General features: G+C 73.8%; 11 protein-coding genes. 5 read left to right on the top strand and 6 right to left on the bottom strand.

Translation table 11 applies throughout. From position 1 onward, the window contains the following. Positions 1 to 110 precede the first annotated feature (110 nt). Both AB0D66_RS23715 and AB0D66_RS23710 read right to left on the bottom strand, forming a co-directional pair. Complete coding sequence (locus AB0D66_RS23715) at positions 111 to 734, bottom strand: response regulator transcription factor (RefSeq protein ID WP_362306863.1); 624 nt, start codon at positions 732 to 734, stop codon at positions 111 to 113. Next, positions 731 to 1,975, bottom strand: coding sequence for a sensor histidine kinase (locus AB0D66_RS23710; protein ID WP_362306860.1), 1,245 nt, complete (start codon positions 1,973 to 1,975; stop codon positions 731 to 733). Before AB0D66_RS23710 ends, AB0D66_RS23715 begins: the two co-directional genes overlap by 4 nt. 435 nt (positions 1,976 to 2,410) lie before the next feature. Here AB0D66_RS23710 and AB0D66_RS23705 point away from each other — a divergent pair, with 435 nt between their 5' ends. Together AB0D66_RS23705 and AB0D66_RS23700 are read left to right on the top strand one after the other, a co-directional pair. After that, positions 2,411 to 2,998 (top strand): heme-binding protein, encoded by a 588-nt coding sequence (locus AB0D66_RS23705; protein WP_362306857.1) that lies wholly within the window; start codon positions 2,411 to 2,413, stop codon positions 2,996 to 2,998. Between the two features lie 41 nt (positions 2,999 to 3,039). After that, positions 3,040 to 4,452, top strand: a complete 1,413-nt coding sequence (locus AB0D66_RS23700; protein ID WP_362306854.1) for a M1 family metallopeptidase — start codon at positions 3,040 to 3,042, stop codon at positions 4,450 to 4,452. A gap of 67 nt (positions 4,453 to 4,519) precedes the next feature. Here AB0D66_RS23700 and AB0D66_RS23695 read toward each other — a convergent pair whose 3' ends face one another. Continuing rightward, entirely contained in the window at positions 4,520 to 5,050 is a 531-nt protein-coding gene (locus tag AB0D66_RS23695) for a GNAT family N-acetyltransferase (RefSeq protein ID WP_362306851.1), read from the bottom strand. A 79-nt stretch (positions 5,051 to 5,129) separates the two neighbouring features. Further along, positions 5,130 to 5,705 (bottom strand): TerD family protein, encoded by a 576-nt coding sequence (locus tag AB0D66_RS23690; RefSeq protein ID WP_030718836.1) that lies wholly within the window; start codon positions 5,703 to 5,705, stop codon positions 5,130 to 5,132. A gap of 157 nt (positions 5,706 to 5,862) precedes the next feature. On the opposite strand from AB0D66_RS23690, the gene arfB reads away from it, so the two are divergent. Continuing rightward, positions 5,863 to 6,288 (top strand): alternative ribosome rescue aminoacyl-tRNA hydrolase ArfB, encoded by a 426-nt coding sequence (arfB, locus tag AB0D66_RS23685; protein ID WP_069921318.1) that lies wholly within the window; start codon positions 5,863 to 5,865, stop codon positions 6,286 to 6,288. 3 nt (positions 6,289 to 6,291) lie between these two features. Here the strand turns inward: arfB and AB0D66_RS23680 are convergent, their stop codons facing one another. Then, the gene (locus tag AB0D66_RS23680; RefSeq protein WP_362306847.1) at positions 6,292 to 6,804 is read right to left on the bottom strand and encodes a flavin reductase family protein; all 513 of its coding nucleotides are present in this window, start codon (positions 6,802 to 6,804) and stop codon (positions 6,292 to 6,294) included. 396 nt (positions 6,805 to 7,200) lie between these two features. Between AB0D66_RS23680 and cdgB the strand changes: the two genes are divergently transcribed. Both cdgB and AB0D66_RS23670 read left to right on the top strand, forming a co-directional pair. Next, a complete protein-coding gene (gene cdgB, locus AB0D66_RS23675; RefSeq protein ID WP_362306844.1) occupies positions 7,201 to 8,970 on the top strand; it encodes a diguanylate cyclase CdgB in 1,770 nt (589 codons plus the stop codon). 68 nt (positions 8,971 to 9,038) lie between these two features. Beyond that, entirely contained in the window at positions 9,039 to 10,091 is a 1,053-nt protein-coding gene (locus tag AB0D66_RS23670; protein ID WP_362306841.1) for a CBM35 domain-containing protein, read from the top strand. 4 nt (positions 10,092 to 10,095) lie between these two features. Here AB0D66_RS23670 and AB0D66_RS23665 read toward each other — a convergent pair whose 3' ends face one another. Next, a complete protein-coding gene (locus tag AB0D66_RS23665) occupies positions 10,096 to 11,019 on the bottom strand; it encodes a 1-phosphofructokinase family hexose kinase (RefSeq protein WP_362306838.1) in 924 nt (307 codons plus the stop codon). Between the last annotated feature and the right edge of the window lie 61 nt (positions 11,020 to 11,080).

The raw sequence follows: 11,080 nt of genomic DNA, 5'->3' as shown, positions 1-11,080 counted from the left end.
GGGGGGGGGGGGGGGGGGGGGGGGGGGGCGGCGGGGGGGGGGGGGTTGGGGGGGGGGGGGGGGGGGGGGGGGGTTGGGCGCCCCGGGCGGGGGGCGGGGGAGGCGGTGGGTCAGGACGGCAGGAGGCGCTGCTCCTTGGCGACCGACACGGCGCCGGCGCGGGTGTCGACGCCGAGCTTGTCGTAGATCCGGCCCAGGTGCGTCTTCACGGTGGCCTCGCTGATGAACAGCGCCCGGGCGATGTCGCGGTTGCCGAGGCCGCGGGCCAGCTGGCCCAGGATGTCCAGCTCGCGGTCGGTGAGGGTGGGGCGGGTGCCGCGCATGTGGGCCATCACCCGGCTCGCCACCGGCGCGGACAGGGTGGTGCGGCCCTGCGCGGCCGAGTGGATCGCGGCGAAGAGCTCCTCGGGGCGTTCCGCCTTGAGGAGGTAGCCGGTCGCGCCCGCGCCGATGGCCCGGGTGATGTCCGCGTCGGTGTCGTACGTGGTGAGGACGAGGACGTGCGGCGGGCCGGGGAGGGCGGTGATGCGGCGGGTGGCCTCGACGCCGTCGATGCCCTCGCCCAGCTGGAGGTCCATGAGGACGACGTCGGGGCGGAGTTTGGCGGCCAGGGCGACGGCCTCCTCGCCGCTGCCCGCCTCCCCGAGCACCTCGATGTCGGGCTCGCTGCCCAGCAGGGCCAGGAGGCCTGCGCGGACCACCACGTGGTCGTCGCAGAGCAGGATCGTCGTCATGGGGCCGGCTCCAGGGGGATGGCGGCGGAGAGGACGGTGCCCTCGCCGGGGGCGGATTCGATGGTCAGGGTGCCGCCGAGCTGGCGGACGCGGGCCCGCATGGCGGGCAGGCCGTGGCCGCGCCGGGCGGCGCCGGAGCCGGCGACGGCGCCGGGGCGGGGCTCGGTGAAGCCGTGGCCGTCGTCGGCGATGTCCAGGACGACCTGGTCGCCGAGGAAGCTCAGGGTGAGGGCGGCCGTACGGGCCCCGGAGTGCTCGCGGACGTTGGCCAGCGCGCCCTGGGCGATGCGCAGCAGGGCGGACTGCACGCGGTCGGGGAGCGGGGCCGGGGCGCCCTCGAGGTGGAAGCGGACCTCGGTGTCCGGGCCGGCGTCCAGGGCGCGCAGGGCGTCGGCGAGGCCGGCGCCGTCGGCGAGCTCGGCCGGGGCCAGGTCGTGGACGAGGCGGCGCGCCTCGGCGAGGCCGCGGGCCGCGATGCCGGTGGCGGTACGGACGTGCGCGCGGGCCGTGCCGGGATCGGTGTCCCAGGTGCGGTCGGCGGCCTGGAGCAGCATCTGCTGGCTGGAGAGGTTCTGCGCGAGGGTGTCGTGGATCTCCATGGACAGCCGCTGCCGTTCGGCGAGGGTGCCTTCGCGGCGTTCGGTGGCGGCCAGTTCCCGGCGGGTGCGGATCAGGTCGTCGATCAGCGTGCGCTGGGCCTGGGCCTGGCGCTCCATGTGGACGAAGACGGCGGTGGCGAGGGCGGCGACGGCGGGTGGCGCGAGGAGCAGGTTGGGGTCGAAGGCCCCGGCCAGCTTCAGCTGGGCGATGACGACGAAGAGGGTGAGGAGGGCGACCAGGACGATCGCGGCGCGTGGCGGGAGGGTGCGCAGGGCGGTGAAGAACAGCGGTACGGCGCACCAGGCGAAGCTCGGCGCGAGGACCACGAGGACCACCCAGGTGGCGACGACCAGGCCGAGCCAGACGAGGCGGCCGGGGGGTTGGCGGGTGGGGGCCGGGTCGCGGGTGCCGGTGCCGGTGCCCGTCCCGGTGCCGGGTGGCAGGGGGGCGCCGCCGAGGGCGGGGCCGAGTACGTAGAGCAGGGCCAGGGTGATGCTGAGGGCGATCACCCAGGGGGTGCGGGGTTCGCCGGGGTGGCGGAGGAGGAAGCGGGCCACCGAGGCGCCGAGGAGGAGGAAGAACGCGGTGTGCGCGACCGTGGCCAGCGTGCGGGTGTCGCGGTTCCGCGGGGGCTGGGTCACGGGGGCTCCTGGGTTGGGGGTGTATGTCCATTCTTGCCGGTTGCCTGCGGCGCGGGGGCGGTCCCGGGCGGGTGCGGCGCCGTTGCCGGGGGCGCTGCCCCCGGGCCCCCGCGCCTCAAACGCCGGCGGGGCTGGGTGGGGGGTGCGGCGCCGTTGGCGGGGCTCCGCCCCGGACCCCGCGCCTCGGACGCCGGCGGGGCTGGTCTGGCCAGCCAATACCGTCGCCTGGCGGTGCCGCATCGGCCGATCGGTTGACCCCGGGGTCAACCGGTGCGGTGGGCGGGGGGAGCCGGTACGGGGACGGGGTGGCGGGGGGTTCGGGGCCAGGCTTGGAGCAGGGCAGGGAAGCGGCCGGGCCGAGCGGGAACGCCGGTTCGGCCATCGACCGCCGCCCGCCCCCATGCCGTCGCCGTGTCACCGTCCTCAGGAGCAGAGATGAACACCCGCACCCGCGTCCTCACCGGTACCGCCCTCGCCGTCGCCCTGGGCGCCGGTGCCTTCGGCGCCGTCAGTGCCAGTGCCACGCCCGCCGCCGGCTCCGCTTCCGCCTCGGTCGCCTCGAAGAAGGACGACGCGAAGAAGGACGACGCGAAGAAGGGCGAGGCGGGCGACAAGAACTTCACCACCACGACCCACCTCACCGTCGACGCCGCCACCCGCGCCGCCCAGGCCGCGCTGCAGGCCGCCCAGGCCGAGAACCAGAAGGTGACGGTCGCGGTCGTGGACCGCAACGGCAACACCATCGTCACCCTGCGCGGCGACGGCGCCGGCCCGCAGTCCTACGAGTCGGCGCAGCGCAAGGCCTACACCGCCGTGTCCTGGAACGCCCCGACCTCGGTGCTCGTGGGCCGCCTCGCGCAGGCCCCGAACCTGAAGGACATCCCCGGCACCCTCTTCCTCGGCGGCGGCACCCCCGTCCAGGCGAACGGCGCCCCGGTCGCCGGCATCGGTGTGGCCGGCGCCCCGAGCGGCGACCTGGACGAGAAGTTCGCCAAGGCCGGCGTCGACGCGCTCGCCAAGTAGTCCCCCCGGGCCGGGCGGTCCGCCCGCCTAGGATCGGGCGTGTGGACCACCGCGCTCTCTCCCGCCTCGCCGCCCCTGCCGTCGCCGCCCTGCTCGCCCTCACCACGGGGTGTACGGGCGGCACCGTGCAGGGGCGGCCGGGTGCGTCGGGGCTGCGCGACCCGTACTTCCCCAAGGCGGGCAACGGCGGATACCAGGTCGAGCACTACGGCCTGGACCTGGACTACGACCCCGCCGACGGCCGGCTCGAGGGCACGGCGGTGATCACCGCCCGGGCCGAGCAGGGCCTGAGCTCCTTCAACCTCGACCTCAGCGGCCTGAAGGTCGAGGGCGTCACCGTGCAGGGCGAGGCGGCCCGGTACAACCGGACCGGCAACGAGCTGACCGTGCGTCCGGCCGAGGACCTGGAGAAGGGCGAGGTCTTCCGTACGGAGATCGACTACTCCGGCCGGCCGAAGGCGCTCACGGACGCGGACGGCACCAGGGAGGGCTGGATCACCACCGGGGACGGGGCCGTGGGCGTCGGTGAGCCGGTCGGCTCGATGACCTGGTTCCCGGGCAACCACCACCCCAGCGACAAGGCCGCCTACGACATCACGATCACGGTGCCGAAGGGCTACGAGGCCGTGTCGAACGGCGAGTTGCGCGCGCGGACCGCGCAGGCCGACGGGAGCACCTCCTTCGCCTGGCACAGCCCGGAGCCGATGGCGAGCTACCTGGCGACCGCCGCCGTCGGCAAGTACCGGGTGGCGACCGGGCGCACGCCCTCCGGGGTGGCCCTGTACAACGCGGTGGATCCCGGCGAGGCGGAGGCGAGCGCGGCGGACCTCGCGCGGCTGCCGGAGATGGTGGAGTGGGCCGCGGGCCGCTTCGGCCCCTACCCCTTCGGCACCGCCGGGGCGATCGTGCTGCCCGCCGGGACCCTCCAGTACGCGCTGGAGACGCAGACCAAGCCGGTCTACCCCGGTGCGCCGGGCAGCGAGGAGCTCGTGCTGCACGAGCTCGCCCACCAGTGGTTCGGCAACTCGGTGTCGCCGAAGTCCTGGAAGGACATGTGGCTCAACGAGGGCTTCGCGACGTACGCGGAGTGGCTGTGGACCGAGGACCACGGCGGGCCCACGGCGCAGCAGGAGTTCGACGCGTTCCTGGCCGGCGACACCGGGGTCGACGAGGCCGCCGACTCCGACTGGTACGCCTTCCCGCCCGCCGACCCGCCCGGTCCCGAGGACATTTCGGGGAACCCGGTGTACTACCGGGGTGCGATGGTGCTGCACCGGATCCGGCAGGAGGTCGGGGACGAGAAGTTCTTCGCCCTGCTGCGCGACTGGGCCGCCGAGCACCGGCACGGGAACGCGAGCACGGCCGACTTCACCGCGTTCGCGCAGGAGCGGACTGGGCACGACCTGAAGAAGGTCTGGGACGTCTGGCTGTACGGGAAGGCCCGCCCCCGCTGAGTCCCCCTGAGTCCCCCCGCTGAGTCCCCCTGAGTCCCCCTGAGTCCCCCCGCTGAGTCCGCCCCCGCTAAGGCCGTTCGGGGGCCAGCGGCTTGCGCAGCACGGTGCACTCGCGGCCCAGTTCGCGGTCCTTGGCCTTGCGCATGACCTGGTAGCCCTGGGCCTGCCAGAACGCGAGGGCCTTGGGGTTGTTGTCCAGTACGGCGAGGCGTACGCCCGTCCGTCCCGCGGTGCGCAAGCGGTCCTCGACCAGGGCGGCCACGGCGCGGCCGTACCCCTCGCGGTGCGCGGTGGCGTCGATGAGCAGCAGGCCGATCCACGGGTCCGGGTCCTCGGCGGCCGGATCGGGGTGGTGGGCCAGGGTGGCGGCCAGGCCGACGAGCCGGCCGGCGGAGCGGGCCAGGAGGACCTCGGCGCCGTCATGGGCGAGTTCGTCGGCGAGTGAGGCCGCGACCTGTTCGACCGTGATGCGGTCCGGGGCGGGGAAGTCGCCGCTGAGCTCGAAGAACGCGTGGTTCGTCGCGTACAGGGCGGCGATCTCGGTGAGGACCGGACCGGGCAGGGCGCCGTCCACGGGGACGAGCGGTTGAAGAATCACCTGTCGAACGGTAGCGAAGCCCCCTCCCCGGACGGCCGGGAGGGGGCTTCGCCGTAAATCCGCCGGTGTCAGGACGTCATCAGACGTTGACGCCGAAGTCCTGCGCGATGCCGGTGAGGCCCGAGGCGTAGCCCTGGCCGACCGCGCGGAACTTCCACTCGGCGCCGTTGCGGTACAGCTCGCCGAAGACCATGGCGGTCTCGGTCGCCGCGTCCTCGGAGAGGTCGTAGCGGGCGATCTCGGCGCCGCCGGCCTGGTTCACGACGCGGATGTACGCGTTGCGGACCTGGCCGAAGTTCTGGCTGCGGGCCTCGGCGTCGTAGATGGAGACCGGGAAGACGATCTTGTCCACGTCGGCGGGGAGGCCGGCGAGGTTGACGTTGATGGCCTCGTCGTCGCCCGCGCCCTCGCCGGTGCGGTTGTCACCGGTGTGGACGATGGTCTGGTCCGGGGTGGACTTGTTGTTGAAGAAGACGAAGTGGCCGTCCGAGACGACCTTGCCCGTCGGGTTGACCGCGATGGCCGAGGCGTCGAGGTCGAAGTCGACGCCGGTGGTCGTACGGACGTCCCAGCCGAGGCCGACCGTGACGGCAGCGAGGCCCGGGGCCTCCTTCGTGAGCGAGACGTTGCCGCCCTTGGACAGGCTGACAGCCATGGGAATGTCCCTTTCCTCATCCGACATGCACGTACGGCGGTCAAGTTACCGCTCACCCCTCTAACGCCACGAGAGGGCCGTCAGGTTCCCGGGGTGAAATCCCCGCGGCCTTTTAATGAGGGTGACGCGGCGCGGGCGGGCGCGGATCATAGGGGGCATGCCTGGTCCCTATGTCATCCGTGGTTCGGTCGTGCTGCCCGAGGGCGAGCTCGCCTGGCGTTTTTCGCGGTCCTCGGGCCCCGGCGGCCAGCACGTGAACACCTCGGACTCGCGCGTGGAGCTGCTGTTCGACGTGGCGGCGACCAAGGCGCTGCCGGAGGTGTGGAAGGCGCGGGCGCTGGAGCGGCTGGCCGCGCGGCTGGTGGACGGGGTGGTGACCGTACGGGCCTCCGAGCACCGCTCGCAGTTCCGCAACCGGGAGATGGCGCTGGTCCGGCTGGCCTCGCTGCTGGCCGAGGCGACGGCCCCGCCGCCGAAGCCGCGCAGGGCCACGAAGATCCCGCGGGGGATCAACGAGCGGCGGCTGCGTGAGAAGAAGGCGCGGGCCGAGACCAAGCGCGGCCGCACCGGCCGCGACTGGTAGCGCTCAAGCGCCCAGGTGCCGGTAGCGGCCCCGGAAGTACGTCAGCGGCTGTCCGTCGGGGGAGGGCAGGCCGGCGGTCAGGACGCGGCCGATCACCAGCGTGTGGTCCCCCGCCTCGACGCGGTTCTCCGTACGGCATTCGAGGGTGGCCAGCGCACCGCTCAGCAGCGGGGCGCCGGAGGCCTCGCCGCGCACGCAGGGGAGGTCGGCGAAGAGCAGCCGGTCGCTGATCCGGCCCTTCATGGCGAACCGGCCGGCGATCTGGAGCTGGTGGTCGGCGAGCAGCGATACCGCCCACAGCGGCTGCTCCGCCAGCAGGTCGTCCATCCGGGAGCCCTCGCGCAGGCTCACCAGCACCAGGGGCGGGTCCAGGGACACCGACATGAAGGCGGTGGCCGTCATCCCGACGTCCTCGCCGCGCGGGCCGTCCGCCGTCAGGGGGGTCTCGTGCGCGGTGATCAGGCACACGCCCGCCGCCAGCCGGGACATGGCCGCCCGGAACTCTTCGTTGCTCACTCCCTCAGCATGGGGGCTGGAGGGGGGCGCGGTGGGGACGGGGGCCGGTACCGGCGCCGGTACGGGGTCTGCCACGGGGGTCGTCTTCAGCACGCTCCGAACGCTAATCCCGCCTCCCCGTACGCACATCGGGCGTTGGTCCGAGTCGCGTCCCCGCCCCTTGCCCTAGGCCTCGGGCGTATCGTTTGCTCTCGGGAACGAAGGGGGTGGCGCTCTCCGTCGCCACCGCCCGCGCCGCGCTCATATTCATCTCATGTGACTTGAGTCACAGAGAGCAAGATTTGTTGACCCTGTGTACCTGCCGCACAGCTCACTGTGATTCAGTGGACGGGACACCGCAACGAAACGCCGATGACAAACCTGGAGTTGCTGTCGAGGTCTCGGGGAGAGCGAGCAATGGAGACCGAGTCGGAGCCGTACGTCCGTCTTGCGACCCTGCGGCAGCTGCACCGGGTGGTGGCCGAGCTCAATACGGCCCGGAGCCTGGCGGACACTCTGCAGACCGTCGTGGACGGCATCGTCGTGGGCCTCGGCTACGAACTCGCCTGTGTCAACCTCGTACGCCCTGACGGCGATCTCGTCGTCGCCGCCTTCGCCGGCGACCCCGCCGCGGAAGCCCTCATCACCGGCCGCGTCGGCTCCCGCGCCTCCTGGGAGCGCCGCCTGACGATGGGTGAGAACTGGGACGGGCTGCGCTTCATCCCGCACACCGAGGGCTGGGTCCTCATGGAGGACGACGTCCCCCAGTGGCACACCGACGGCCCCGAACCGCGGTTCGAGGACGAGTGGCACCCCGAGGACCGGCTCTATGCACCCATGTATGCGTCCGGCGGGGAACTTCTGGGTGTCATTTCGGTGGACAGACCGCGCAACGGGCGCCGGCCCGGCGCCTGGGGGCGTGAAGCGCTCCAGATGTACGCCTTCCAGGCGGCCATTGCGATCAGCAATGCCCGGCTCCGCGCGAACATGCAGCGGGCCCTGGTCCGCCTCGAGCGCGAGCAGCAGGCGCTGCGCGCCAGCGAGGAGTCCTTCCGGCAGGCCTTCGAGTACGCGCCCAGCGGCATGGCCATCGCCGAGATGGGCGGGGACCAGCACGGCCGGCTGCTGCGGACCAACGACGCGCTGTGCCGGCTGCTGGGCCGCCCGGCCTCCGTCCTGCGCCGCTACTCCTTCTCCGACCTGGTCCACCCCGAGGACATCGGGACCCTGCTGCGGACCTCCGCCGAGGGCGGGCGCGCCGAGCTGCGCCTGGGCCGGCGCGACGGCACGTATGTATGGGTCTCGCTGCGCAACTCCGTGGTCGCCGACGCCGCCGACGGGCCGCGGTTCCTGCTCACGCACGTCGAGGACATCGAGGAGCGCAAGCGCCACGAGCTCCAGCTCGCCCACCGGGCCAGCCACGACTCGCTGACCGGCCTGCCCAACAGCGCCGAGCTGCGGGCCCGGCTCGCCGCCCGGCTGTGCCGCAGACCACAGTCCGTACGGGCCACCGCGGTCGAGGCCCTGGACGCCGCCTACGAGGGGCGCGACGCGCACGAGGTGCGGGTCGGTGCGGGTGGTGGTGAGCACGGCTTTCGCCCCGACGCCCCCGGCCCGGGCCCCGGCCCGGGGCACGATCCCGCGCACGGCTCGGGCTACGGCCCCGGCCCCGACCGGTACGGCGCGACCGATTCCTACGAGTTCCCCGGGGCCCTGCCCGCCCAGGCGGACGGCCCCTACGACCACCACGTGCACACGGTGGCGCCCGCGAGCGACGTCGACGACGGGACGAAGGGGCTCGCGGTGCTCTTCTGCGACCTCGACGGCTTCAAGTCGATCAACGACCGGTTCGGGCACCACACGGGTGACGCGGTTCTCATCGAAGTGGCCCGGCGGCTGACGACGGGCGTCAGGGACGGTGACACCGTCGCTCGGCTGGGTGGTGACGAATTCGTCGTCCTCGCCGACGGGCTCGGTGCCGCGGACGCCGCGGATCTCGCCGTCAGGCTGCGCAACGCGATCATCCCGCCGATCCGCGTGGACGGCCGCGGGGTCCGTGTCGGGGCCAGTTTCGGCATCGGCTGGGCCAGCTGCGGCATGTCCGCGGACGAGGTGCTGCGCTCCGCCGACCAGCGCATGTACATCGAGAAAAGGTCCCGCTCCAAGGCCCACCGCAGGGCCGGCTGAGGCGATCGGCCGCCCGTGGGTGCACGTGTTCGGGGTAGGCTCCCGGGGGTCGAAAGGAGTGACCTGCGATGACGACGCCCGCGAACAACGGCCCGCACGGTGGGGCGAACAAGCCCGAGGACGACGATCCGTTCGGCTATCTCTACGCGGACGGCCAGGCCGCCGGAGCCACACCGCCCGGTCAGGGCGGCGGATACGGCTACCCCGGCCCGACGGGCGGCGGTCAGCCGGGTGCACAGCCGGGCGTTCCGCGAACCTCGCACCACCAGGTGCGCACGGTCGGCGACCGACGCAACGGCGGCGGCCAGCGCGGCCCGGTGCCCCAGCAGCCGGGTCCCGGCCAGCAGCCTCCCTACCAGGCGCAGTACCAGGCTCCCGAGGCACTCCAGGCGGGCGGTTACGGCGTCCCGCCGCAGCAGCAGCCCCCGCAGCACCAGACGCAGACGATCTCGCACTCCGGCGGGCACGGCGGCCATGGCGGCCACGGTGGCGGCAGCGGCGGCGGCTCGAGCCGCAAGGGCCTGCTGATCGCGGCCGTCGCGGTGGTCGGCGCGGTCGTGATCGGCATCGGCGCGGCCCTGGCGTTCGGCGACAAGGGCGAGGACAAGGCCGGCGACACCGCGGGGACGGGCCAGCAGTCGGCCGCCCCGCAGAACCCGTCCTCCCCGCCCCCGAGCGCCGCACAGCCCTCGGAGGCCCCGCTTCCGAAGGCCGATTTCGCGGGCGCCGGGATGTCCCTCACGGGCGGCGCGATGCTGCAGAACACCGTGCCGGGTGCCAAGAGCGCCGGCGGCCAGTACGTGGGCGGCCTGAACGCGCTCGGCGCGGCGGCGACGTGGACGCTCGACGTGCCGAAGACCGGCGGCTACAAGCTGAAGATGACCTACGGGGTGCCGGGCAAGGACGCCAACACCACGCTGACCGTCAACGGCGAGGCGCAGAGCCGTCCGGTCAACATGAAGAACTTCTCCAAGGCCGCCGAGGGCGACTGGGCCAAGGGCTGGACCAACACGTACTCGATCGTCCAGCTCAAGCAGGGCTCGAACACGATCAAGATCTCGTGTGAGACGGGCAACCAGTGCGACGTGGTCCTCGACCAGCTGTGGCTCGAGAAGGAGTAGGGCCCTAGTCGGCCCGCGTGACCTTCACCGACCCCCGTACCTCCTCGTAGGTGCGGGGGTCGAACTCTCCCGCCGCCGGGGCGTGCACCGTGGCCGCCGACAGGGCGACCGCGCGGGTCAGCCGCTCCGGCCAGTCCAGGCCCTCGGCCAGGGCCGACAGCAGCCCGGCCACGGCGGAGTCGCCGGCTCCGGTGGGGTTGCCGGCCAGGGCGCGCGGCGGGGCGGCCCGCCAGGCGCCCTCGGGGGTGGCGGCCAGCAGGCCGTCCGGACCGAGCGAGGTGACCACGGCGTGGGCGCCCCGGCGGCGGGCGTCGCGGGTGGCGGGCAGCGGCTCGCGCGAGCCGGTCAGCTCGGCGAGCTCGGCGGCGTTCGGCTTGATGATCTCGGGGCGGGCGGCGACCCCGCGGCGCAGGGCCTCGCCGCTGGTGTCCAGCAGGACCGGGACCCCGGCGGCGCGGGCGGCCCGTACGAGCACCGCGTACGCGCCGACCGGCACGCCGGGCGGCAGGCTGCCGCACAGGGCCACGGCGCGGGCCCCGGCCGCCAGCAGCTCCTCGTACCGCTCCAGGAAGCGGGACCACTCCGCGGCCGTGATCAGCGGGCCCGGCTCGTTGAACTGCGTGGTGTCGCCGGAGGCCTCGTCGACCACGGCGACGGTGCGCCGGGTGGTGCCCGCGCAGGGGACCAGCGCGTCCACCACGCCGGGGGACCGCTCGAGCAGTCCCCGTACGACGGCGCCGACCGGCCCGCCCGTGAAGCCCGTCGCGGTCACCTCGTGGCCGAGGGCGGCCAGCACCCGGGCCACGTTGACCCCCTTGCCGCCGGGGCGCTCGGAGACGTCGGCGACCCGGTGCGAGGCGTGCGGGAGCAGCCGCGGCACGCGGTAGGTGACGTCGAGCGCGGTGTTGAGCGTGACGGTCAGGATCATTGGGCTCCCCCGGGTCTGTTGCTGCCGGGATCATGCCAAAGAGAAAGCGGTCGGCCCAGTC

It is taken from the genome of Streptomyces sp. NPDC048270, from assembly GCF_040652335.1.
Classification (GTDB): Bacteria; Actinomycetota; Actinomycetes; order Streptomycetales; family Streptomycetaceae; genus Streptomyces.
This window is presented reverse-complemented; position numbering and strand designations above follow the sequence as displayed.

What these genes read in the sequence shown, in the direction of transcription:
- AB0D66_RS23665 (WP_362306838.1), bottom strand. Translation starts at nt 11,019, where the DNA reads ATGATCCTGACCGTCACGCTCAACACCGCGCTCGACGTCACCTACCGC.
- cdgB (WP_362306844.1), top strand. Translation starts at nt 7,201, where the DNA reads ATGGAGACCGAGTCGGAGCCGTACGTCCGTCTTGCGACCCTGCGGCAG.
- AB0D66_RS23670 (WP_362306841.1), top strand. Translation starts at nt 9,039, where the DNA reads ATGACGACGCCCGCGAACAACGGCCCGCACGGTGGGGCGAACAAGCCC.
- AB0D66_RS23705 (WP_362306857.1), top strand. Translation starts at nt 2,411, where the DNA reads ATGAACACCCGCACCCGCGTCCTCACCGGTACCGCCCTCGCCGTCGCC.
- AB0D66_RS23715 (WP_362306863.1), bottom strand. Translation starts at nt 734, where the DNA reads ATGACGACGATCCTGCTCTGCGACGACCACGTGGTGGTCCGCGCAGGC.
- arfB (WP_069921318.1), top strand. Translation starts at nt 5,863, where the DNA reads ATGCCTGGTCCCTATGTCATCCGTGGTTCGGTCGTGCTGCCCGAGGGC.
- AB0D66_RS23690 (WP_030718836.1), bottom strand. Translation starts at nt 5,705, where the DNA reads ATGGCTGTCAGCCTGTCCAAGGGCGGCAACGTCTCGCTCACGAAGGAG.